Genomic DNA, 22,210 nt, shown 5'->3' on the forward strand with positions numbered 1-22,210 from the left:
ATCAGTCCACAAACATGAATTCGTTCGAGAGCATCAGCACCTGCACCAGTTGCTCCCAGGCATTGAGCTGAGATTGTGGCACCGCGGCAAAATCCTTTTCAGCGTCCCAGGCCTCCCGTGGCATGTCTCCACCGGCACCGGTGGTGCTGGGGCTCGGCACGATCTTGGGCGCCCAGAGAAACTGATCGCTGTTCAGGCCGTCGCCGATGTCCACGATGAAATCGAGCGTGTCGCCCTTTTGAAACTCGATGGCAGTGAGGCTCAGGTCGGCCGTGGAACCATGCAGCCGGGTGTCGCGCAGTTTGCCCAGCCGGGAGTGGCTCATGAACCCGCGGATGCCATCTCCGGCTTTGGGCTCATGAATGAGAATGGAGTGAATGTCATACGCGCCACTGGCAGGTGCGGCCCAGCGGCGCACCACCGCGTGTTTGCGGTCGTTTCCCGGATGTCCGCCCGTGGCGGTGAGCTGGGCCCAGCCGAGTTCCGCATTGGGCCATTTATCCGCGCCCTGCCACGCGCTGCCCGTGAAGTGCGGCAGGTCCTTGAAATCCTTCACACGGCCTGTGCTCTCATCCCATTCACCGTAGCCGTACTGCCATGACTGGGAGTGATCTGACTCCGTGATCAATGCGGTCTGGTCGTCAGCGAGAAAACGCAGCCCAGACGCGAGTTCGCCTCGCGTGGGATCGCGTTGAAATAGCTCGCGGTAGATGAAGCGAATCCTGGCTGCATCCGCTCCGGAAGCAGCGGCTCTTTGCACCAGCGCCCGGGCCTGCTGGACCACAAAGGGGTGGTTCATGCCAAACAGGGCCTGCTGCGGCACCGTGGTTTCCGTGCGCTGAGGGATGGAGAGATCGGGATTGGCAAAATCAAAAGTCCGCATCACTGCCGGGACGTTTTCACGATCCACCTCTGCGTAGAGCGTGCGGCGCGTGTTGGCTGCGGAGAACAAAGCCGCGGGACGACCTCCGAGCCGCAGATCGATATTACCCGCCGCCGTAAGCCAGGCGTCCCGCGCCTCTTCAAAGCTGAGGCGGTGCGGGTTCATGCGTGACAGCAGCCGGTTGTCAGGATCGCGCGCGTCGCTGGCGCGGCTGTCCTGCTGATAAGTTTCTGAGAGCATCATGAGCCGGTGCATCGCCTTGAGGCTCCAGCCGGAGTCCATGAAGCGCTGCGCCAGCCAGTCGAGCAGTTCTGGATGCGTGGGCGCGCCGCCCTGCTTGCCAAAATCGCTCGGTGTGCTGACGATCCCGCGTCCAAAATGATGCTGCCACAGGCGGTTCACCATGACGCGCGCCGTCAGCGGATTGCGCGGGTCTATGATGGCCTGCGCGAGCTCCAGTCTGCCGCTTCCTTTGGTGAAAGGCTGCTGCTTGCCAAACGCGCTCAGAAACTGCCTCGGCACTTCATCGCCCTTCGTCAGCGGATTGCCGCGCAGCAGCACTCTGGGCGTGCTGGGCAGCGGGCGATCCACCAGAAGGGTGGCATGCTCCGGTGCGGTGCTGTTTTTGAGCAGGTATCTGTCCACCTCTGCCTGAGCCTTCCACAGTTCGGTGATGACTCCGGTGGGGAAATACATCTCAATGTTGGCGATGTGCTCCTCGGGCACATAGGCCGGTGAATCCGCCTTTTTGAGTGCTTCCTCCGTCAGTTCGACTCCTGGATGAGCCTCTGCCCATGCTTTCCAGCGATGCACGATGAAAGGATTGATGTCCTTTTCGTCGATAATCTGGTCGAAGCCCTGCTCGGGGTACTTGTCCAGCTCGGTCAGTGCTTTTTGGTAGTCCGCGGCACGCGCACGGGTGCGGGCCATCTGCTCCTCGCGGCGCTTTGCCATGAGATCACGATTCTTTTTCACCAGCTCCGCCAGCTGTGAGTCTTCGCCCGCCGCACACGGCACCAGGGCCTCGGCGCTGCTCTGGAAGATGCCGTAGAGAGAATAATAGTCCCGTGTTGGAATGGGGTCGAATTTGTGGTCATGGCAGCGTGCGCAGGCGACCGTCAGCGCCTGCGTGCCGCGCATGACGACGTCAATACGGTCATCAATGATGTCATGCGTCACTCCTAGAAAGCGACGCCCCAGCGTGAGCAGGCCCATCGCCGCGAGATCTGGCGACTTGGGCGGTGCCACCTGGTCCGCTGCCAGCTGCAGCAGCAGGAAGCGGTCGTACGGCATGTCCGCATTCAGCGCGCGCACCACCCAGTCCCGATACGGAGTGGCATGTACCCAGTGCTTTTCCTCCCGCGCATAGACATAGCCCTTGGTGTCTGAATAGCGCGCCACATCCAGCCAGTGTCGCGCCCATTGCTCGCCGTAATGCGGGGAGGCGAGGAGACGCTCGATCAGGCGCGGGTAGGCCTCAGGCGCGGCATCATGCACAAAGGCTTCCGTTTCCTCCGCCGTCGGCGGCAGACCGGTGAGATTATACGTGGCCCTGCGGATCAGGGTGCGCGCGTCGGCACGCGGCGAGCCTTTCAGGCCCTGCTCTTTCAGCTTCTGCTGAATGAACTCATCCACTCCCGCCGCCCTCACAGGCCTCAGCGGCTGAAATGCCCAGTGCTCCGCCGCGAAAACGCTGGCGGAAAACATGAGGGAACCAAGCTGGATGAGCGCACGACGCATGGGCACTCGTACTACGCAGTGAGAAAGAGATGTCCTTCCATTCGACAGGCGTCGTTTGCCCGGTTATCTCGGAGAATGTTCACAGGTCTCGTTGAAACCACCGGCAAAGTCCTTTCTCTGGAGCCACGCGGCGAGAGCGCGCGGCTCACTGTGAACGTCGGTCCCATGGCTGCTGAACTGGCTGATGGCGAAAGCGTGGCCGTCAATGGCTGCTGCCTGACGGTGACTGAAAAGAACGCGAACGCGCAAACTGCCTGTTTTGACCTTCTCATGCAGACCCTGAAGGTCACCAGCCTCGGCGATCTCCAACCGGGCTCTCTTGTCAATCTGGAGCGCGCCATGGCCATCGGTGCACGCTTCGGCGGTCATTTTGTACAAGGGCATGTGGATGCCACCGTGAACGTGCTGGACTGGAGCGAGCACGGCCAGGATCACCGCCTCGAAGTGGAGATCCCGGCGGAGCAGCGTGGCCTCATCATTCCCAAAGGCTCCATCTGCCTCGACGGCATCTCCTTGACCGCTGCGGAGGTGAAGGACACTTCTGTCGTGTGCTGGATCATCCCGCACACCTTTCAGCTTACCAATCTCCACACCAAGAAGCCGGGCGACCGCCTCAATGTGGAGTTTGACATGCTCGGCAAATACGTGCGCGAGCTGATGCGTGCCATGAAGTGAGCGTCCATGTGGCCGGGCAGGCCGTTACTCTCCAGATGCCGGTTTTAGAAGTCCAGTCCCTCACCAAAAACTACGCGGAACGCACCATCCTGCGCGGCGTTTCGTTCAACCTGGACCAAGGCCAGCGCGTGGCGCTGCTCGGCCCCTCTGGCAGCGGCAAAACGACGGTGCTGAACTGTGTCGGCGGTGTCGATCATGCGGACAGCGGCAGCGTGATGATCGCAGGGCATTGCGTGGAAAACTTGAGCGCGGATGAACTTGCCCACCTCCGGCGGCGGCACATCGGCATGGTGTTCCAGTTTTATCATCTGCTGCCCACACTCAGTGCAGGGGAAAACATCGAGTTGCCCCTGCAACTGCTCGGCGTGGCCATGGCAGAGCGCGAGGCCCGGGTGCGGGAGTTGCTGGAGCGCGTGGGTATTTCTCATCGTGCGGGCGCACTGCCCGGGCAGCTCTCCGGCGGCGAGATGCAGCGCGTGGCCATCGCGCGTGCCGTGGTGCACCGTCCGCAGTTGATCCTGGCCGATGAACCCACCGGCAGCCTGGACACTGCGACGGGTGCGCAGGTACTGGATCTGCTGGCGGAGATCGTCCGGGAAACCCAGGCTGCGCTGCTGCTGGTGACGCACAGCCCGGAGGCGGTGAAGCACTGCGAACGCGTGCTGCGCATGCAGGACGGCCAGATCGTGGAAGGCGCATGAGCACGGTACTTCTCATCCTGCAGCTCTGCGCTCTGCGCCACTGGCGCCTCGCCTGGCGGCAGCAGCTGGCGCTCATGCTCATCCTCGCGCTCGGCTCCAGCGTCTATCTCGCGGTACGGCTGGCCAGCAATGCCGCGCTCTCGGGTTTTGAGACCTTTACCGAAGGCATCACGCGCCAGCCAGACTGGACGGTGCTGGCGGCCTCGGGTCCTCTGCATGAATCCGATCTGCGCGAAATGCGCACGCTCCTGGCGCATCGTCCCGTGAGCCTGCTGCCAGTCGTTGAGGAAACCGTCACGCCCGTGCGCAATGCCGGAAATGGCGAGATCGGATCGCGTCCCACCTGGCGGCTGCTGGGCGTGGATTTCATCGCATTGCTCAATCTCCGGGGTGAAGCACCCGCCAGACTCGGCACCGCAAATATGCAGTCGGTGAAGGATGGCGTGTATGCCAGTCCAAAGCTCGGCGTAAAGGTGGGCGAGGAGCTTGGCCTCATCGTGGATGATCGCGTGATCTCCATGAGGGTGGCCGGACTTGTGCCGGAGGTGCCTGGAGTTCCAAGTCTGCCTGCGCATCTTCTGCTGATGGATCTGCCGGCGGCGCAGAGTCTATTGCAGCGCGGAGATCGTGTGGATCGCGTGGAGGTGCTGGCCCAGGACAGCGCGACCTTCCCGAATCTGCGTCAGGAAACTGGCACGCTGCTGAAATCCAAATGGCAGGTGCGTGGCGGCACGGACCGTCGGCAGCTTGCTGGCACCATGACCCAGGCCTTCCGCCTCAATCTCGCCATCCTCTCCCTCCTCGCCTTGCTGGTGGGTGGCTATCTTATCTTCCAAGCTCTCGATGGTGTCGTGCTGCGGCGACGGGATGAGATCGGCATTTTGAAATCCCTTGGCGTAACGGATCGTGCCATTCAGATCGCCTTCCTCCTCGAAGCTGGACTGCTCGGACTCTGTGGCGGCACGCTGGGTGTGCTGCTCGGCTGGCTCGGGGCACAGGGGGCTGTGGGCGGAGTGGCGAAGACGATGAACGCACTCTATGGCGCCACCAGCGGGCAGTCGCCTGCGCTGAGTATGGGCGAAGCATCACTGGCTCTATCCATTTCCATCGCCGCCAGTTTGATCGCCGCATGGTGGCCCGCACGCATGGCGGCACGCACACCACCCGCGCACATGCTGGGGCGCCACGCCACTCCCTTTGAAGGCGGCACTGTGTGGCGTGTGGAATGGATCGGCTGGACCATGATGCTGGCCGCGATTGTACTGGCCCAGCTTCCGGTGCTCCGCTTTGAAAACGGCACACGTTTGCCGCTCGCAGGTTATGCTGCGGCACTGCTCTGGATGGTGGGTGCGGGGCTGGCGGCCGCTGCCGCGTTGCGCCTCATCGCGCGCAAAAAAACTTTGTCTGCTGTGTGGCGCATTGCGCTTTCCCATCTGCGCCGTCCTACCGTGAGGCATCGATTTGCCGTGGCTGCTTTGGCCAGCGCCGTCTCCATGACGACGGGCATGGCTGTAATGGTGGCCAGCTTTGACCACACCATGCGCGGCTGGATAGACCGCACCATGAAGGCGGACATCTACATCTCCAGCGCCGGAGCACAGAGTGCGTCGTCCACTCATGCCATCTCGTCGGAAACGGTGGCGGAAATTGGCCGAGAACCCGAGGTGCTGGAGATGGCTGCCTTGCAGGCAAAAACGCTGCTGTGGCAGGGCGGGGAAGTGCTGGTCCTCGGCAGTGATCCGGCCTTCGCGCACAAGCACGCGCTGTATGCCTGGGTGCAGCCTCCGCGTCATGAGGAGTGGTGGCATTCAGACTCTGGTGTCACGCCTGCCATCATCAGCGAGAGCTGGAGCGAACGTTTCGGCACACGTGTGGGAGATGTGATCGACCTCGCGGGCCACCCGGTACGCGTGGTCGCCATGAATGCGGAATACGGCAACGAGCGTGGTTCACTCACCGTGCCGGGAACGGCATTCCGCCAGTGGTTTGAGACGGATGAAGCATGGCGTGTGGTCTTGATGCTGAAGCCGGACGCGGATGCGGAGACCGTGCGGCAGCACATCGAGGCAAAGCAGCCGGGACTGAGCGTGTTTACCAATGCGCACCTGCGGCGCGAGGCGCTGCGCATTTTCCGCCAGACCTTTTCGGTGACTCACGCCTTGGAGGTCATCGGCGTGATCGTGGCCGTGGTCGGTCTGGGACTCGCATTGGCCAGCCTCCTGCTGGAGCGGCGCGCAGTGCTGGCCACGCTGCACTCTCTTGGCATGACACGCGGAGAGATCGCCCGGGCCGCAGCGCTTGAGGGCTTTGGCGTGGCCTGTGCCGGAGCCATGACGGGCATCGGAGCAGGCTTGTGGCTCGGCTGGCTGCTGGTGTATCGCATCAACAAACAATGCTTCGGCTGGACCCTGCAATTTCACGCCGTGTGGTGGCATCTCGCACTGCTCGGCGCCGCGGTCATCGCCGTCGGCATGCTGGTTGCCGCCATGGTCGGGCGCTGGGCCGCGCTGCTGCCTGCGGAACACTCGGAGGAATGACATGAAGCACCTCTTTTTTCTCTTTCTCATCGCCACTTCTTGTCTGCACGCACAGACCACGGCGGATGGCTTCGCCCTTCCTCAAGCGGGAAAAAAATTCGCCTTCCCGCGCGATCACGGCAGCCATCCTGAATTCCGCACCGAGTGGTGGTATGTCACCGGTCACCTTGATGGCAGAGACGGCCGCCGCTTCGGCTTTCAGGTCACCTTCTTCCGCCAGGCCCGCCGTGAAGATGACAAAACACTCCATCTGCACCTGGCCCACGCCGCACTGCTGGATGCACAATCCGGTCGTTTCCTGCACGAAGAACGCCTCAACCGCGCAGGCTGGGACGCCGCTAGCTCTGAAACCACTCTTTCCGTGCGCAATGGCAACTGGTCCCTCACGCTTGATGAAGCCACCCAGCACATCCACATCGCCGCCACGGTGAAGCACGAGGCGCTCCTCCAGCTCGACCTCGTTCCATCCAAGCCTCTCGTCATTTTCGGCAAAGATGGCGTCTCACGCAAAGGCGCATCAGCCTCCGCCGCCAGCCACTACCTCACTTGGCCTCGCTTAAATACCAGCGGCACCGTCAAGCTAGGCGCGACAGAGCATTCCGTGAACGGCGAGGCGTGGATGGATCACGAATTCAGCAGCAGCCAGCTGGATGAAGGACAGGTGGGCTGGGACTGGGCTGCTCTCCAGCTCAAAGATGGCCGTGAGATCATGGTGTATCGCATGCGCCGGAAAGACGGCACGCTCGACCCCGCTTCGACCCTCGCGCTCATTGATCCGCAGGGCGGTGTCCGCCACTTTGCGAGCGATGCTTTCACATGGGATGTCATAGGAACGTGGAAAAGCCCGCGCAACGGTGCCGAATATCCCAATCACATTCGTGTCCGCTTTGAGGGGGAGTTCTTCGAATTAAAACCCCTTGCCGCAGACCAGGAGCAGGACGGCGGCATCACCCGTCTGCCCTATTGGGAAGGTGCCTGCGATGTGCTCGATTCCCAAGGCAGGGTCCAGGGCCGTGCTTTTCTTGAACTTGCAGGCTACGCGGGAGACCTCACCCTGCATCTTGCACCGGCTTCGAAGTGACTCCTCAGGAGTACTTCACATCCTTGCGCGGCTCCATTTCAAAAGCCGTGCTCTCCTGTTCGGAAATGTTCGGCTTGAGCACCTCTTCGCGGAATTTGATGTAGTGAGGATCGTCCTGGCAGATGGCCAGCTTGTCCATTGTCTCCACTTCAAGATAGACGAACCACGGGTAGGGGTCGGAGGGATTGACGCGCTTGCCAGTCTTCACGGTGAGCACCTCCGTCACGCGCAGGAGCATGACACGTGTCTGGGACATCATTTGCTCCAGTTTTTCCTCAGTCACCTGAGGCTTCAGCTGAAACAGGCTGAGGTAGGCAATCATGGCGGCAGGAAAGAGCGGGCCGCGGGCTACGACTTCCAGTCGAGCACGCCTTTCTTCCAGGCATAAACGAAGGCCACTCCCAAAACGGAGACAAAGCCTGTGGCCACCGCGAGGATGGAGCCTCCAAAGGCCGCGAGGTAGTCTTTGTAAACAATGGACCAAGGGTAAAGGAAAACGACCTCAATGTCGAACAGCACGAAGAGCATCGCCACGATGTAGAACTTCACGCTGAAGCGCGGCTGGCTCTCGCCCACCGGCAGCATGCCGCACTCATAGGCGGAGTCTTTGATCGCGTTGCGCTTGGCGGACTTGCCGGCGATCGCCGAGAAAAGCAGGGTTCCCACGGCAAAAGCACCGGCGATGAGAATCTGGAGCAGGACTGGGATGTAATTTTCAAACATGGGGGTGAAAGACAGCGAGATGGGTAGCAAGAGGCGGTCCAGCGTCAAACCCGGAAACAAAAAGGGCCGCCTTGCGCGAAGCAGGGCGGCCCGAGATTATCAGAATGTCTTAGCTGCGGGCGGCGGCTGCAGCCGTGGTGCGGGCCACGACGGCGGCGCTACGGGCGGCGATGGCGGCATTGTGCGCGGCGCGCAGACCATCGAGACCGCGGTAGGTCTTGCCCACTTTGGCGCAGAGGCCACGGCTGACGAGGTTCTGCAGCTTCTCATAGGAACGCAGGCGCAGCATTTCTTCACCGCCGCTGACGGCGTTTTTCAGCTTGAGATTGTCATAAACCAGACCGAACAACGTGTTGAACTCATAAGTCTCCGGCTTTGAGAGCACATTGACTAGCTCGTCAGTGACATGATCAGGGACTCGGCGGGAGAAGCGTGTCTTGCGTGTCGGTGTGGTAGTAGGCATATGGACTTCCATCCTAGCACAAAAACAGGCTCTTTGCGACGGTTTTGTGATTGGAGGAGGTTTTTTCTCCTACGCTGCATGCGCAATGATAGAAGATGTCCTCTGCCCTCGTTTACTCTAGCTGGCAAGAGTTGATCTGTGATTACATTGGATGGTCAATTTCCAGTGGCTCGAGTAGTCAAGGGGCCAAATTTCACCGAGATAGGTTACTTGCCGATCTTATAAAGCGCGCCGCTGCTTCGAATGAACAACGCCCCTTCCGCTACAGCTGGCGAAGCAGAAATCTGTTCCCCGAGCTGATTTTGACGGATCAATTCAAACTTCTCCGGCGAGGCCTTCACCAGAAAGCATTCTCCGCGGTCATTGCAGAAGAGCATCTTGTCCCCCAGAACCAGCGGGGCAGGGACGTGCTTGCCCGCCAGGCGGTCGTCCCAGAGGTCTTTGCCCGACTTGGCATCCACCGCGCTCACGACGCCCCCCCGGGTGATTTGATAAACGGTGCCGTTCACCAGCACTGGCGCGGCCTCGCTCGCATTGCGCTTTTCACGGTCCCAGACCACGTGGCTTTCGGTGATGTCTCCAGTCATCTTGTCGTCAATGCGCACACCGATCGTGTGGGCACGCTCGGAGCCCGTGTTTAGAATGAGCATGTCGCCAAAACGCAGCGGGGGGATGGCGGCATTGAAGCCCCCGTGGCGGATGGTCCAGAGTTCTTTGCCCGTCTTGACGTCATAGCCAAAAGCGGCGCGGGACCCGATGGAAACGAGCACCTCCTTGCCCCCCATCTCAAACACACCCGGAGTGTGGTAGGCTTTCCGCATGTCCCCATCCCGCGTGGGTTTGCCCTCTTTGTCGAGATCGCCGTAATCAGTCGTGCGCGCGGTTTTCCACACGCTCTTGCCGGTCTTCTTGTCGAGTGCGGTGACGAACTGCTGGTCGATCCCGTCAAAGGTCAGGATGATCAGATCACCATAAATGATTGGCGATGAACCTGGCCCGCGGAAGTGGCGCACATTGATGTCCCGGCGTTCCCACACTTTCTTCCCGTTAGCTGGGTCAATGCGCGCCGTGCCATAAGTGCCGAAGTGAACGTACAATGCGTCCTCTTCCAGCACGGGCGAAGGAGCTGCGTAATTGTTGATGGGATTTCCCAGTTCTTCAGGAGCGGCATTTTCGAAGACCAGGTTATGATGCACGACTTTACCGCTATGCCGGTCGATGCCATAGACGAACTGCTTCGTCCCGTCCGTCGTCGCGGCAGTGAACCAGACCATGTCTCCGCCGATCACCGGTGAGGAATGGCCCTGTCCTTCCAGTTCCGTGCGCCACGCGATGTTTTTGCCCGTGGTGCTGTCCCATTCCAGAGGAACGCGCGCCACTTCTGCCTCAGGCACGATGCCATCATGCGTGGGCCCCCCCTTTCCGGGCCAGAATACAGGCTTCGTAGCCGGTTGGGCGCCGGCATGGGCGGCCAGCAGGGCAAGGGAAAGGGCGGTGAGGGCGGTCGTGCGGATCATGGGCGTGAAGTTGACGGAGCTGGCGGGAAATTCTTTCGCCGGGGAAAAGAGCATGCATGGTTGGCGGCATCCACACGTATCCCTCGACGACATGAAAAAAGCCATTCTCACCTGCCTTGCCCTAAGCCTTTGCCTTCATTCCCTCCGTGCGGATGACAGCCTCGAACAACTCCGCCGCGCCGCGGAAAAGCTGAAGAATGAATTCGCCAAGGTAAAGGAGCAGGGAGAGGTCAAAGGCCGCGAGTGGTACAAAAAAGCCAAGGACCGTCTCACCGTGAGCCGGGAGGAATACCTGAAGCAGTCCGGTGCTGCACTCACCCGCTGGAAGGCGGACATCGACGTGCTCAAGGAGCAGATGGGCCGCGAGTATTTCAAAACCCGCGTCACAGCCCTGGAGCAGCATCATGCGTTTGCCGTGAAGGAAATGGAAACGCTCTCCACCATAACGGATGAGGCCCAGTTCCGCGCACGCCAGAAGAGCTTCGACAAGACCCTTTGGACCCTTGAGGCCGCCATCGAGCAGGCACAGGAAGAAGCCGGTCTCTAAGGCGCAAGCTGCGCCCATAACGCCGCAACAGCGGCGCGGCATTGCCATGTGCTGCCGGTTATGGTGAAATCAATCAAAGCCCCCTCAGCCATGAAAAAGCTTCACCATGTCATCGCCGCCATCGACTTCACGCCTTCGTGTCTCGTCGCCTTGAAGGAGGCCGTGCACCGTGCCTCCCTCGATTCTGCCGCCATCACTGCCGTCCATGTCATGGATGAGTTTCTGGTGCATGAGCTTAAAAGCGCCCTCTCCACGGACCAGGCCACGATTCGCGCCGAGTGGCAGGAGCGGCTGAAAAAATTCGTCACGGATGCGGAAGTGGGTGCATGCGTGAATGTGGAGGTCCGCATTGGCAATCCGTTTGCCGAACTGGTCGAGGCCTGCCGTTCCTGCAGTGCCGATCTCCTCGTCATGGGGGCGAAGGGGTCGAAAAACGAGCCCCACCGCATCGGCGTCATTGCCGCCAAATGCGTGCGCAAAGCTCCCGTCGATGTGCTTGTGGTGCGGGAGGATGCGCAAGGTCCCTTCAAGAAGGTCGTCGCCTGTGTCGATTTTTCCGAAAACTCCGCCAAGGCCGTGCAATGTGCGTTGCATATCGCACAGCAGGACGGCGGCACACTCGACTGCCTGCACGTGTTTCAGAGCGCGCTTGCCATGTCTCTCGACTACGGTGGCTTTGCTCCATCTCTGCCTGCCAGCTATGATCCTGAATCGGTGGCTGGCTGGCGCAGGGATCTCGCGGCCTTCCTGGAGCCGCTCACAAGTCAGGCGGGGGATGTCCAGATCACCCAGCACGTCAAGGAGCTTGTCAATATTCGGGAGGCCATTCTGGATCATGTGCAGGAGTTGCAGGCCACTCTCGTCGTTCTGGGTACGAACGGCAAAACCGGACTGCGTGAAATGCTCATCGGCACCACGGCGGAAAAAATTGTCCAGCATGCCCCCTGCTCGATTCTCGCGGTGAAACCGGACGGCTTCGTCATCGCGCCTGATTGAGTGCCTCTCCGTTCATGAAGTCTTCCTCGCCCGCCGAACCCGAGCCCAGCATCGCCCAGCTGCAGGCGGCGCTGCAGGCCAGCGAGCAAATCTCCAGCGCCATCGTCGAGACCGCCGTCAATGCCATCGTCACCATTGACTCCAGCTGCGTGATTGAATCCGCCAACACTGCCACCGAGCGTCTGTTTGGCTATCAGAGCACCGAGCTCATCGGCAGGAACATCAGCATCCTCATGCCGCAGCCGTATCGGGACCGGCACGATGCTTATGTGCAGAACTATCTGCACACCGGCGTCAAACGCATCATCGGCATCGGCCGTGAGGTGGTGGGCCGGCGCAAGGACGGCTCCGTATTTCCCATCGACCTTTCAGTAGGCGAGGCCGTGCTGCCCAGCGGACGCCGCATCTTCACCGGCATCATTCGTGATCTCACCGAACGCAAGGCGCTCGAGGACAAGATCCTTCACATCAGTGAAGAGGAGCAGGCGCGCATCGGCCAGGACATTCATGATGATCTCTGCCAGCAGCTCGCAGCCATCGGCTGTCTCGCGAAGGTCGCTCAAAAAAACCTCGCCAAAGCCGGCAGCCCGGAGGCGCAAAACCTGGCCGAGATCGTCCAGCTGATCAGCCGCGCCAACACCCGTGCGCGTGAGACTTCCCGCGGACTCATGCCTGTGGTGATCGACTCAGGTGGTCTCATGTCCGCTCTCGAAGAGCTGGCGGCCGGCACCAGCCGCGCGTTTGAGGTGGATTGTGATTTTCGTTATGACAATCCCGTTCAGATCAATGACAACACTGTATCCGTGCAGCTCTTCCGCATCGCGCAGGAGGCCGTCTCAAACGCCGTCAAGCACAGCCAGGCCCGGCGTGTGGAAATTCGGCTCGCACGTCAGAACGGCAGCATCGTCCTGACCGTGCGTGACAACGGCATCGGCATTCCCGACACACCTTCCAAAGGAACAGGAATGGGCCTCTTGACCATGAGCCATCGCGCACAGATGATGGGGGGTAATCTCACACTTGAGCCGCGCACCGGCGGCGGCACCCAGGTCACATGCAGCGTTCCCGCACCACCGAAAAAAACGTGAAGCGCCTCGTCCTCATCGACGACCACCCCATCATGCGTCACGGTCTCGCCCAGTTGATCCGTGCTGAAGACGGACTGGACGTCATCGGAGAGGCCGGCAGCGCGCGCGAAGGATTTGAAATCGTGCACAAGCTCAAGCCCGACCTCGCGGTCATCGATCTCACCCTGCCGGACAAAAACGGTCTTGAGCTCGTCAAGGACATCCGTGCCGCGCATCCTGCCACGCAGTGCCTTGTGCTCTCCATGCATGATGAAACACTCTACGGTGAGCGTGCGCTTCGTGCAGGCGCCCGTGGTTATGTGATGAAGGAGGAGGCTGCGGATCACCTCGTCACCGCCATTCACAAAATCATCAGCGGCGGACTCTATGTGAGCGAAGCGCTCAACACCCGCATGCTGGAGCAGGTCAGCGGCGCCTCCCGTTCCAAAGCCACTGGCATGGATGCTCTCACGGACCGCGAACTCGAGATCCTCGAACTCATCGGCAAAGGTGTCGCCACCAAGGTCATCGCCGCGCAGCTCAGCATCAGCGCCAGAACGGTGGAAGCCCATCGCGCTCACATCAAGGAGAAGTTCGGCATGACCGACGGCGCCGCCTTGGTGCGATACGCCGTGCAGTGGGTGGAGAGCAGGAAGAAAGTGTAGCCGTTTTGGGATGATGCCGGCGGGTGGAACCGTTGTCCGGGTCGTTCGTTTCGTCACGATTATCACCGCCCGTCTCGAGCGGATTTAATGACGTTTACGCAGGGAGCGGAGGTGCTGTACGCAGGGAAACAACCTCAAATATTGATTAAATTTGCGTTGACGCTGCGCAGTGCGCTCTCATAACCTGCAATTACGGCAACCGCCGCCAACAACACTATGGCCAAGAAAGCAACCAAAGCAAAACCTGCAGCCAAGAAGGCCGCAGCCAAGAAAGCCCCGGCAGCCAAGAAACCTGCCAAGGCAAAACGCAAACCCAATCCTGCTCTTATGAAGCCGGTGCAGCCTGACGCGGTCCTCGGCGCCGTCGTTGGGACCAAGCCTGCTCCTCGTGGTCAGATCACGAAGAAGCTGTGGGACTACATCAAGAAGAACGGTCTCCAGGACGCCAAGAACAAGCGCAACATCAATGCCGATGACGCATTGAAGGCGGTGTTCGGCGGCAAGAAGACGGTGACGATGTTTGAGATGACCAAGCTGGTCTCCAACCACATCAGCGCTTAATTCCCTCCTGAATTCCTCACGCCGCGCCCGGTTCATCCTGGCGCGGCGCTTTTTTTGCCTCACGGCACACACGTCACGTAATCCAGCTCCATGAACTCCGCCACTTCGGGAATCCAGCGCTCCTGCACAAAGCGGCTGTGCTCCGGGTGCTCGCTGTAAAACGCATAGGCCGCCTCATTCGCAAATTCCATCGAGAGGCCAAAGGTGAAGCTGTTTTTCAGGCTTGTCTGGCGCAGGCACTCAAACTTCTGCACGCCTTCGATCTTTGCCAGCGCGCAGGCCGCCCGCAGAAAATCCTGTTCTGCGGCTGAGCCGGAAGGGTGCTTGAGACGAAAGGCAACGGTATGTCTGATCATGATGAGTGAAGGGAGGGCAGGGGATTACGAAGTCAAAACCACGCCTCCGTCATCTCCCGGTCGAAAAGATAGACGCTCTCAAAAGTCCCAGCGCTGCGCTTTCCCATTTGCAGGCGCCACTTCGATAAAATCAATTTCGCTGTCTGGAAGATACACGCGCAGCGTCCCCAGCGGACCTTTCTCGCTGAGATCAATTTTAAAGTCCTGCCACTCGCCCGCTTTCACCTCAAACGCTGAGGAATGAATCACGCTGGGATCGGCCGCCATGTTCGGCAGAGAGTCGATTTTGCCTGCGCCGCCGTTTGCGCTGCGCACACGCATTTTCACCGTCGCGGGACCCGTCATCTTTGCCGTGCCATGACCAAGGAAGGCTGCGCCGGGTTTCCCGAGGCTTTTCATCGTCACGATCCCATCGCTCACGGTCGCTTTGCAGCCGCGCTCTTTCCACGCATAAAGCGGATCGTCATTGGCCGCCGGTGTCTTGCCAGCCACCGGCTGATACGCCGGATTGGGCCTGGGGTAGTTCGCTCCCGTGTCTTTGAGAAAGCCATCGATCATTGCCTCAAGCTCCTTCACTTTGTCCGGCATGGTTGCAGCGAGGTCATGCGCTTCACTGATGTCCTCCCGCAGATTGTACAGTTCATGCGTGCCCGGATTGCCAAACCAGCGCAGCAGTTTGAAATCACCGCTGCGCACCCACACACCGCCGGCGCGGTGAGCACCCGCATGCGGATGGTAGTTGAAGTAGGCCTCGCGCTGCAGCGTGCCTTCGCCTTTGAGCAGCTTTGCATAGCTCACTCCGTCAAACACCTGCTGCTCCGGCTTCGCGATACCCAGCAGATCGATCACCGTCGGGTAAACATCGATCGGGCCCACCACCGCTTCGCTCGTGCTCGCAGGCTTGATCTTCCCCGCCCAGGCCCACATCATCGGCACGCGGGTGCCGCCTTCATAGAGCGTGCCTTTGCCATCGCGCAGCGGCGTGTTCATCGTTGGCGGCTGGTTGCCCGCCCACTTCTGCCAGTCCTCATTGGCAGACTTTCGGCCTTCGTTCGTCGTGTTGCTATGCTGGTTTCCTCCGTTGTCAGAGGTGAAGATGATGATGGTGTTGTCAGCGACACCCTGCTTGTCCAGCTCTGCCAGGATGCGCCCAAAACATTCGTCCACGCTCTTTAGCATGGAACCCATGATCGGGTTGCCCTGCCGTCCGCTCGGGTCTTTCTTCGCCGCGAAGTGCCGCGTGTACTCCTCCTTGTGCCCCCACGGCCCGTGCACCCCGTAGCACCACAGGTTCAGGAAAAAGGGACCGCCCTTGCTTGATTCGATAAACTTCACCGCTTCGGCGGCCTGCCGGTCAACAATGTACTCTCCCTGCGGACCATCGGTGATCGTGCCGACCTTGGTTTTGCCGCCTGGCTTGCCTTCCGCCAGCACTCCATACGGAGAAAAATACTCTCCCGGCGGTCCTGGATCTGGATGGCAGTGAAATCCCACGTCAAAGCCCTGCTGCTCCGGCCAGTATGGCTGCGTCAGTCCCAGATGCCATTTGCCAATGTGCGCCGTGCGATACCCCGCACCCTTCAGCGTCTCCGCCAGCGTGATCTGCGCCGGCTCCAGGTAGTTCTTGCTCTCCGGCAGCAGCATCGGCGCATTCGCCGGGGCGCTTGTTGGCAAAAACACGTGCCCCGCCTCCTGCGGCGGCTGGTGCCCACTTGCCGTCGTGATGCCATGCCGCGCCGTGTATTGGCCGCTCAGCAGGCTGCCACGTGTGGGCGAGCACAGCGGCTGTGAGTACGCATTCGTGAACCGCATCGCCCGCGTGGCAAACCGGTCGATGTTTGGCGTCTCATAATACTGTGAGCCATACACCCCGCTGTCCATCCAGCCCATGTCATCCGCTAGGAACAGCACCACATTCGGCTTCGCCCCCCAGGACGAAGGCGCGACGACGAATGACAAAAGAAGAAGTGGGAGCAGCCTGAATTTCATGGTCCGCTGTGAACGCACATATCCCGCGGGAATTGCGCATTAAAATTTGCGGCCCGGCGCTTCCACGCTCCTCTCCCCCGCAGCATGAAAGCCTTCTTCAAGCTGCACGAGCATGGCTCCTCCGTCCGCGCTGAGATCATTGGCGGCGTCACCACCTTCATCACCATGGCCTACATCATGGTGGTCAATCCGGCCATCCTCTCCTTCGCCGGCATCCCCGCCGGGCCCAGCACCGTCGCCACCATCCTTACGGCGGCAGCCGGCTGCGTGCTGATGGCCCTGATCGCAAACCGCCCCTTCGCCGTCGCGCCTTACATGGGCGAAAATGCCTTCATCGCCTTCGGCCTTGCCGCGCTTGGCATCGGCTGGGAGCAGCGGCTCGGTGCCGTCTTTGTCAGCGGCATCCTCTTTCTCATCATCACGCTCCTCGGCGTTCGCGGCTGGCTTGCGAACTCCGTTCCCGTGAGCTTGAAGCACAGCTTCGCCGTCGGCATCGGCCTCTTCCTCGCTTTCATCGGCTTGTATGAAACCGGCATCGTCACCAGCTTCGTCTCCGGCATGCCAGCACAGGCGCTGCAAGCGGATCCCCACGGCCTCTTTCTCGCTCCTGCTGTTCCGGTGAAAATCGGAAATCTGCACGATCCGCAAGTGCTCCTGGCCATCGGCGGCTTTCTGCTGATGGCGGTGCTCATGATTCGCAAAGTACGCGGCGCACTCCTCATCGGCATCGTGGTCACAGCATTGACGGGCGGCCTTCTCGGCTTCGCTCATGCGCCCAAGGCCATCACCGCGCTGCCCTTCACCGGTCATTACGACTTGAGCCAGATCGCCTTCAAGCTCGACATCACCGGCGTGCTGCAGCTCAGCTTTCTTCCCGTCCTGCTCACCCTCTTCCTCATGAGCTTCCTGGACACCCTCGGCACACTCACCGGACTCGGCGCCGCCGCCAATCTGCTCGATGAAAAAGGCAGCTTCCCCCAGGTGGAAAAACCCATGCTCGTGGATGCCCTCACCTGCATTTTCAGCGGCCTCGTCGGCACCTCCACCAGCGGTGCCTACATCGAATCCGCCACTGGTATCGCCGCGGGTGCCCGCACGGGTCTCGCATCTCTGGTCACTGCCGGGCTTTTTTTGCTCTCTTTGTTTTTCATCCCATTGATCGAGCCCCTGCAGCAGCTCCGCTTTGCCTACGGCCCGGCCCTTATTGCAGTCGGCGTGCTCATGACCGGCTCGGTGCGTCGCATCGACTTCGAAGATCTCACCGAATGGGTCCCCGCCTTTGTCACCATCGTGATGATGCTCTTCACGTACAACATTGCCAACGGCCTCACGGCCGGCCTCGTCGTGCATCCCGTCCTAAAACTCGCCACCGGTCGCATCCGTGAGTTAAACGCCGGCATGATTGTTCTCGGCCTGCTCTGCGTGGCTTATTATCTCTTCGGCCTGCCGCATTGATCACGAATCCCACTGGCTGCGCTGCACGCCGATGAAAGTCATGCCCAGCCCCACCAGCACATGCACAAACAGCACGAAAGCGCCGAGTGGTGGGCTGATGAGATCGGTGTGGGTCACCTGCTTCACCGCATCGTAAAAAGCGGTGCTGCTCATGCTGCTGAGGCTGCCGCTCCAGCTCCAGAACGCCACCACGAGCGGCTGCACCCAGTTTTCCAGCCAGTCCGGCAGGGTGAGCACCGCGCCTGAGAGTGGAAGTTGGAAGCCCACCAAGTAGATGCAAAGGATCGTCGCTTTTTCCGGCGTCTTGCTCAGCGCCGAGATGCCCAGGCACACGCTCGTCATCGCCGCAGAGGCCAGCATTAGCAGCGCCAGTTTGACCACCAGATCCCCTGGCAGCCCTCCGACAACAATGTCCACGAAGAACCCCATCCATAAACTTTGCGCCAGCACAAAGATTCCGAGGAAAATCACCTTGCTGCCGATGTAGGCAAACGGGTGCAGTCCTCCCAGCTTCTCGCGTTCCAAAATCAGCCGCTCGGACGCGATCTCACGCGCCGCGTTGTTGCTGGCCATCAGCGTCACCAGCACCACCTGTAGCATGATCAGCCCTGAGACCAGGCCGCCTGCCTGGAGCTGCTCCTCCTTATGTTTGGCCATTTGGTTCACCTCCACCTGCGCGTTGTCATCCTGATGCACGGAGAGCGATCGGATCGGCTTGATGCCATCGAGCGCAAAGATCACCACCAGCAGCGGAAAGCCCAGCAGCATCGCCAGGTGCAGCCACACCTGTGCCTTGTCCCTGCGGAAGATGGTCCAGCGCCGACGCAGCAGCTCAAACAGCTGCGTCATCATGGACGGCATTTCCACCGGCGGCAGATCCAGATGCTCATGCGCCGGGTTTTCCTCCACCTTCGCCACGGTGCGTTCCTCCCGCACCGAAGTCTTGGACGGGCCGCTGCTCTTCCGCGCCTCCTCATCCTCTGGCAGCGCCTTCGTACCGTCAAATCCGTGGCGCTTGTAGTATGTCTCACGGTGCTTCTCCCAGGACTCATGCCAGTCGCCTGCCTTTCTCTCAGTAAGCTTCAGATAAACCTCCTCCGGATGCTCCGCGGCAAAGTAATGCATCATCGACTTCGGCGGCCCATGGTACGTCAGCACCCCCTGGTACATCACCATCACGCTGTCGTAGGCATCCAGACTCGCGAGGCTGTGCGTCACATTGATCACCACGCGCTTCGGGTGCCCACGAGAGAGCTCGCGCAGCAGGTTCGTAATCTCGTTTTCAGACTTCGGATCGAGCCCGCTCGTCACTTCGTCGCAAAGCAGCAGGCAGGGATCCGTCACCAGCTCCAGCGCCAGTCCCAGCCGCCGTTTCTGGCCGCCGGAGAGGACCTTCACCTTCCGGTCCGAAAGATGCGTCAGCCCCGTCACTTCCAAAATGTGATCCAGCGAAGGAATAAAGTCCTCCGTCTGCGCCAGCTGCGTGCGCAGCACCATCGCACTGGCGATGCTTTCCTCCACCGTCAGCAGGTCATACGCCACGCTGAACTGCGGCACATACCCCAGATCTCCGGGATGCAGGTCCTCCTCCGCGCTCAGATCACGTCCGTCCCACAGCAGCTCTCCGGAGGTCTGCTGCTGAATGCCGGTGATCACCTTCAGCAGCGTCGTCTTGCCGCAGCCGGACGGCCCCACGATCGCCACCAGGTGCGCCGGCGGGACGTTAAAGCTCACTTCTCGCAGCAGATGCAAAGTGCTGTCGTTTTCCGAGCCCGACGGACCATCGACTTCAAGACAAACGTTGAGTGCTTTGAGCATACAGGTTAAATAAGTAACCCGAAACTAGGCCGGAGATTACCGCTCTGGCGATGAAAAAAATCCATCCGCAGCCAAAATGCAACGCCGCCAAAGACCGGGCAAGCGCCCCTCCTCCTCTCCGTTTCGCTGGCTCAAGTGGCTGGCGGCCCTGCTCGTCGTCATCGGCATCGTCCTCGTGCTGCTGGCCCCCTCCCTGGTCACCGGTTACATCCGCTCTTATGTGCAGACAGATGATTTTCGTGAAAAGGCTGCGGAAATGATCGCAGCCCGTTCCGGCGGCACAGCTCACATCGCCTCTTTGACTTGGAACGATGACACGGCATCTGCATCCGACTTGTCCGTGGAGGCGCCCGAGTGGACTTTGGATGCCGGAGGACTGCATGCCTCTCTCGATTTTGGTGCCATACGAATGGGAAAATGGAGCATTCAAAATGCCGGGGCGGACGAACTCAGCCTTCGGCGTACGGCACCCGTTTCCTCGGGCGGCTCATCCTCAGAGCCCGCCGCCAAGTTTGACGACAGCAATGACGGCATCCCCTTCTTTCTGCGCCGTTATATCCCCAGCAGGACCACCGTCAGCGGTTTCGATGTCCATCGCTTCCTGTTTGAGCAGGCAGGCTGGAAAATCTCGGACACCCAGCTGCGTCTCGGAAACTGGCAGAGCGGCGAGGTTTCCGTCTCTGGAAAAATGACGGGAGGCAGGCTCGTCACACCCATCATGGCGCCAGAGCAGAAGGAACCGCTCGGCTTTGACGTGGCCAAAGCCACCCTTCGTCTTGGCAGCAGCCAGCTGCAGATCAGCGATGCCTCCTTGCGCTGGAAGCAGGAGTCCACAGCCACTCTTCGCGGCTCCATCAAGCCCGAATCCGGCGCATGGCAGGTTTTTGTCCATGGCAAAGGAGTTCCGCTGGATGAATTTCTTGATGCATGGTGGGACCAGCGTCTCTCCGGCAAGATCGAAGGAGACCTCGAAATGTCCGGCACCCGCGATGCGCCGCCTTCGTGGAAGGCCGATCTCGTGCTTCGGGATGGCGTGCTCACCGGTCTGCCCATCCTGGACAAGCTCGCCACCTACACCAACACCCAGCGCTTCAAGCGCATCGTGCTGGACACCTGCACCGCCACCATCCGCCCACAGGGAGATTCTCTTCGCATCGAGAACATCGTGGTCCAGTCCAACGGCCTCCTCCGCATCGATGGCGCTCTCAATATTCGCGGCCGCCTGATCGAGGGAGATTTCCTTCTTGGCGTCACTCCCGAGACTTTGAGCGGCATCCCCGGGGCCAGCAGCCGTGTCTTCGTCGAAAACAACCCCGCAGGGCCTGCGGGCCTGCATTGGACGCGCGTGCACGTTGTCGGTACCTTCGATGCCCCGCAGGAGGACCTGAGCAGCCGCCTTATTGGCGCCGCAGGCATGTCCCTGCTTTTTGACACCCCCGGCGCCGTTGTCGAAAAAGGTGCGGAGGTTCTGCTCAAACCCGTTCTCGGCGGGGAAGCCGCCAAAATACCCGGCAAGGTCATCGAAGGGGCCACCGGCCTGCTCGAAAACGGCGTGAACGCCGGTTCCGGCCTCATTAACAAGGTGCTGCCTGTGTTCCCGGGAAAATGAGAAAGTTGCACGGCGGGGATGTGCCGCTAGCATGCACCACGTCCCATGTCCACCCCCGCCCCCATCTCCTTCGCCCCCCGTGAGTCGAAGCATGCCATCGAAGAAGGCATGCTCTTTGCCCCGAAGTTTGATGAGCATGGCCTCATGCCCGCCATGGCGGTGGACGCGGACACTGGCGCCCCCCTGATGCTCGCCTACATGAACGAGCAGTCGCTCAAAATGACCCTGGAGCTCGGTCAGGCCGTCTATTGGAGCCGCAGCCGCAACCAGCTCTGGCACAAAGGCGCCACCAGCGGCGAGTTTCAGGAAATCATCGAAATCCGCACCGACTGCGACCAAGACGCCCTTGTGCTCCGCGTCAAACAGCACGGCGGCGGCTGCTGCCATACCAAGCGCCCCACCTGCTTTTACCGCGTCGTCAAAGCCGCCCAAGGTGAAGCTCTGCTGGAAGCCGTGCCCTAAGCCGGGCATTTCGAGAGCCATGCGCCCGCGCGGGATATGGGTTCGAGTGCGGAACTAGGCCAGCTCTCAAAAATCTTGTCACATTGCCCGGGCGGCGGAGCGGCCCCATTGGCTGCGTTGGTCGCTTGCCTGTTATTTTCAAATAGCAGGCGGCGCTCCCGCCTTGCCACTGGGGACGCTGCGCTCGCCGGTCAAAATGACAATCTTTTCGAGAACTGGTCTAGGCCTAATGCCGCTAAGCAATCGTTGTGACGGCGAAGTTTCTGGAGGTGGACGACGAAGAGGTGTTGATCATGCGTGGCCATTTGTCCACAGGGCGTCGGACTTTGCGCTGGCAGGATCTTGTTCGTCGTGGTGGCAACGCT

20 protein-coding genes are annotated in these 22,210 nt (G+C 60.6%); 12 read left to right on the forward strand and 8 right to left on the reverse strand.

The features are described from left to right. Window position 1: 1 nt before the first annotated feature. Window positions 2–2,590 (reverse strand): DUF1549 and DUF1553 domain-containing protein, encoded by a 2,589-nt coding sequence (locus ACILSR_RS08530; RefSeq protein WP_395749326.1) that lies wholly within the window; start codon window positions 2,588–2,590, stop codon window positions 2–4. Window positions 2,591–2,698: 108 nt separating this feature from the next. Between ACILSR_RS08530 and ACILSR_RS08535 the strand changes: the two genes are divergently transcribed. From ACILSR_RS08535 to ACILSR_RS08550, 4 genes are read left to right on the forward strand one after another with little or no spacing between them, the layout of a single operon-like run. After that, entirely contained in the window at window positions 2,699–3,298 is a 600-nt protein-coding gene (locus ACILSR_RS08535; RefSeq protein ID WP_395749327.1) for a riboflavin synthase, read from the forward strand. Next, on the forward strand, window positions 3,295–3,999 hold the full coding sequence (locus ACILSR_RS08540) for an ABC transporter ATP-binding protein (RefSeq protein WP_395749328.1): 705 nt from the start codon (window positions 3,295–3,297) through the stop codon (window positions 3,997–3,999). The genes ACILSR_RS08535 and ACILSR_RS08540 overlap by 4 nt, the downstream gene beginning before the upstream one ends. Next, complete coding sequence (locus ACILSR_RS08545) at window positions 3,996–6,536, forward strand: FtsX-like permease family protein (protein WP_395749329.1); 2,541 nt, start codon at window positions 3,996–3,998, stop codon at window positions 6,534–6,536. Before ACILSR_RS08540 ends, ACILSR_RS08545 begins: the two co-directional genes overlap by 4 nt. A 1-nt stretch (window position 6,537) precedes the next feature. Further along, window positions 6,538–7,617: a lipocalin-like domain-containing protein gene (locus ACILSR_RS08550; protein ID WP_395749330.1), complete on the forward strand. Its 1,080-nt coding sequence runs from the start codon at window positions 6,538–6,540 to the stop codon at window positions 7,615–7,617. 4 nt (window positions 7,618–7,621) lie between these two features. On the opposite strand, the gene ACILSR_RS08555 is transcribed toward ACILSR_RS08550, so the two are convergent. The 4 genes from ACILSR_RS08555 to ACILSR_RS08570 form a co-directional block, all read right to left on the reverse strand. Further along, window positions 7,622–7,939, reverse strand: coding sequence for a Dabb family protein (locus ACILSR_RS08555; protein WP_395749331.1), 318 nt, complete (start codon window positions 7,937–7,939; stop codon window positions 7,622–7,624). Between the two features lie 26 nt (window positions 7,940–7,965). Then, the gene (locus tag ACILSR_RS08560) at window positions 7,966–8,340 is read right to left on the reverse strand and encodes an NADH-quinone oxidoreductase subunit A (RefSeq protein WP_395749332.1); all 375 of its coding nucleotides are present in this window, start codon (window positions 8,338–8,340) and stop codon (window positions 7,966–7,968) included. Between the two features lie 109 nt (window positions 8,341–8,449). Next, entirely contained in the window at window positions 8,450–8,803 is a 354-nt protein-coding gene (locus ACILSR_RS08565; RefSeq protein ID WP_377171142.1) for a hypothetical protein, read from the reverse strand. Between the two features lie 206 nt (window positions 8,804–9,009). Beyond that, window positions 9,010–10,320: a PQQ-binding-like beta-propeller repeat protein gene (locus ACILSR_RS08570; protein ID WP_395749333.1), complete on the reverse strand. Its 1,311-nt coding sequence runs from the start codon at window positions 10,318–10,320 to the stop codon at window positions 9,010–9,012. A gap of 91 nt (window positions 10,321–10,411) precedes the next feature. On the opposite strand from ACILSR_RS08570, the gene ACILSR_RS08575 reads away from it, so the two are divergent. The 5 genes from ACILSR_RS08575 (at window position 10,412) to ACILSR_RS08595 (ending at window position 14,156) form a co-directional block, all read left to right on the forward strand. Next, on the forward strand, window positions 10,412–10,867 hold the full coding sequence (locus tag ACILSR_RS08575) for a hypothetical protein (protein WP_395749334.1): 456 nt from the start codon (window positions 10,412–10,414) through the stop codon (window positions 10,865–10,867). A gap of 90 nt (window positions 10,868–10,957) precedes the next feature. After that, window positions 10,958–11,863 (forward strand): universal stress protein, encoded by a 906-nt coding sequence (locus ACILSR_RS08580; protein WP_395749335.1) that lies wholly within the window; start codon window positions 10,958–10,960, stop codon window positions 11,861–11,863. Between the two features lie 14 nt (window positions 11,864–11,877). After that, window positions 11,878–12,951, forward strand: coding sequence for a PAS domain S-box protein (locus ACILSR_RS08585; RefSeq protein WP_395749336.1), 1,074 nt, complete (start codon window positions 11,878–11,880; stop codon window positions 12,949–12,951). Then, on the forward strand, window positions 12,918–13,595 hold the full coding sequence (locus tag ACILSR_RS08590) for a response regulator (protein WP_395749337.1): 678 nt from the start codon (window positions 12,918–12,920) through the stop codon (window positions 13,593–13,595). The genes ACILSR_RS08585 and ACILSR_RS08590 overlap by 34 nt, the downstream gene beginning before the upstream one ends. Before the next feature lie 216 nt (window positions 13,596–13,811). Then, window positions 13,812–14,156 (forward strand): SWIB/MDM2 domain-containing protein, encoded by a 345-nt coding sequence (locus ACILSR_RS08595; RefSeq protein WP_395749338.1) that lies wholly within the window; start codon window positions 13,812–13,814, stop codon window positions 14,154–14,156. Window positions 14,157–14,215: 59 nt separating this feature from the next. Here the strand turns inward: ACILSR_RS08595 and ACILSR_RS08600 are convergent, their stop codons facing one another. Then, window positions 14,216–14,512 carry a Dabb family protein gene (locus ACILSR_RS08600; RefSeq protein WP_395749339.1) on the reverse strand — a complete coding sequence of 99 codons (297 nt, stop codon included), beginning with the start codon at window positions 14,510–14,512 and terminating at the stop codon, window positions 14,216–14,218. A gap of 78 nt (window positions 14,513–14,590) precedes the next feature. Next, window positions 14,591–16,501 (reverse strand): sulfatase, encoded by a 1,911-nt coding sequence (locus tag ACILSR_RS08605; protein ID WP_395749340.1) that lies wholly within the window; start codon window positions 16,499–16,501, stop codon window positions 14,591–14,593. An 84-nt stretch (window positions 16,502–16,585) separates the two neighbouring features. Between ACILSR_RS08605 and ACILSR_RS08610 the strand changes: the two genes are divergently transcribed. After that, complete coding sequence (locus ACILSR_RS08610) at window positions 16,586–17,956, forward strand: NCS2 family permease (protein ID WP_395749341.1); 1,371 nt, start codon at window positions 16,586–16,588, stop codon at window positions 17,954–17,956. Here ACILSR_RS08610 and ACILSR_RS08615 read toward each other — a convergent pair whose 3' ends face one another. After that, window positions 17,957–19,774 (reverse strand): ATP-binding cassette domain-containing protein, encoded by a 1,818-nt coding sequence (locus ACILSR_RS08615; protein WP_395749342.1) that lies wholly within the window; start codon window positions 19,772–19,774, stop codon window positions 17,957–17,959. A gap of 76 nt (window positions 19,775–19,850) precedes the next feature. Between ACILSR_RS08615 and ACILSR_RS08620 the strand changes: the two genes are divergently transcribed. Both ACILSR_RS08620 and hisI read left to right on the forward strand, forming a co-directional pair. After that, a complete protein-coding gene (locus ACILSR_RS08620; protein ID WP_395749343.1) occupies window positions 19,851–21,383 on the forward strand; it encodes a hypothetical protein in 1,533 nt (510 codons plus the stop codon). A 45-nt stretch (window positions 21,384–21,428) separates the two neighbouring features. Further along, a complete protein-coding gene (gene hisI, locus ACILSR_RS08625; protein WP_395749344.1) occupies window positions 21,429–21,845 on the forward strand; it encodes a phosphoribosyl-AMP cyclohydrolase in 417 nt (138 codons plus the stop codon). Window positions 21,846–22,210 lie beyond the last annotated feature (365 nt).

Origin of the sequence: Prosthecobacter sp. (genome assembly GCF_044222565.1) — a bacterium.
GTDB lineage: Bacteria > Verrucomicrobiota > Verrucomicrobiia > Verrucomicrobiales > Verrucomicrobiaceae > Prosthecobacter.

Excerpts from the sequence above, each read along its gene's own strand:
- ACILSR_RS08610 (WP_395749341.1), top strand. The coding sequence starts at position 16,586 with ATGAAAGCCTTCTTCAAGCTGCACGAGCATGGCTCCTCCGTCCGCGCT.
- ACILSR_RS08585 (WP_395749336.1), top strand. The coding sequence starts at position 11,878 with ATGAAGTCTTCCTCGCCCGCCGAACCCGAGCCCAGCATCGCCCAGCTG.
- ACILSR_RS08550 (WP_395749330.1), top strand. The coding sequence starts at position 6,538 with ATGAAGCACCTCTTTTTTCTCTTTCTCATCGCCACTTCTTGTCTGCAC.
- ACILSR_RS08590 (WP_395749337.1), top strand. The coding sequence starts at position 12,918 with ATGCAGCGTTCCCGCACCACCGAAAAAAACGTGAAGCGCCTCGTCCTC.
- ACILSR_RS08600 (WP_395749339.1), bottom strand. The coding sequence starts at position 14,512 with ATGATCAGACATACCGTTGCCTTTCGTCTCAAGCACCCTTCCGGCTCA.
- ACILSR_RS08560 (WP_395749332.1), bottom strand. The coding sequence starts at position 8,340 with ATGTTTGAAAATTACATCCCAGTCCTGCTCCAGATTCTCATCGCCGGT.
- ACILSR_RS08545 (WP_395749329.1), top strand. The coding sequence starts at position 3,996 with ATGAGCACGGTACTTCTCATCCTGCAGCTCTGCGCTCTGCGCCACTGG.
- ACILSR_RS08555 (WP_395749331.1), bottom strand. The coding sequence starts at position 7,939 with ATGATTGCCTACCTCAGCCTGTTTCAGCTGAAGCCTCAGGTGACTGAG.
- ACILSR_RS08615 (WP_395749342.1), bottom strand. The coding sequence starts at position 19,774 with ATGCTCAAAGCACTCAACGTTTGTCTTGAAGTCGATGGTCCGTCGGGC.
- ACILSR_RS08580 (WP_395749335.1), top strand. The coding sequence starts at position 10,958 with ATGAAAAAGCTTCACCATGTCATCGCCGCCATCGACTTCACGCCTTCG.
- ACILSR_RS08535 (WP_395749327.1), top strand. The coding sequence starts at position 2,699 with ATGTTCACAGGTCTCGTTGAAACCACCGGCAAAGTCCTTTCTCTGGAG.
- ACILSR_RS08620 (WP_395749343.1), top strand. The coding sequence starts at position 19,851 with ATGCAACGCCGCCAAAGACCGGGCAAGCGCCCCTCCTCCTCTCCGTTT.
- ACILSR_RS08530 (WP_395749326.1), bottom strand. The coding sequence starts at position 2,590 with ATGTTTTCCGCCAGCGTTTTCGCGGCGGAGCACTGGGCATTTCAGCCG.
- ACILSR_RS08605 (WP_395749340.1), bottom strand. The coding sequence starts at position 16,501 with ATGAAATTCAGGCTGCTCCCACTTCTTCTTTTGTCATTCGTCGTCGCG.
- hisI (WP_395749344.1), top strand. The coding sequence starts at position 21,429 with ATGTCCACCCCCGCCCCCATCTCCTTCGCCCCCCGTGAGTCGAAGCAT.
- ACILSR_RS08565 (WP_377171142.1), bottom strand. The coding sequence starts at position 8,803 with ATGCCTACTACCACACCGACACGCAAGACACGCTTCTCCCGCCGAGTC.
- ACILSR_RS08575 (WP_395749334.1), top strand. The coding sequence starts at position 10,412 with ATGAAAAAAGCCATTCTCACCTGCCTTGCCCTAAGCCTTTGCCTTCAT.
- ACILSR_RS08595 (WP_395749338.1), top strand. The coding sequence starts at position 13,812 with ATGGCCAAGAAAGCAACCAAAGCAAAACCTGCAGCCAAGAAGGCCGCA.
- ACILSR_RS08570 (WP_395749333.1), bottom strand. The coding sequence starts at position 10,320 with ATGATCCGCACGACCGCCCTCACCGCCCTTTCCCTTGCCCTGCTGGCC.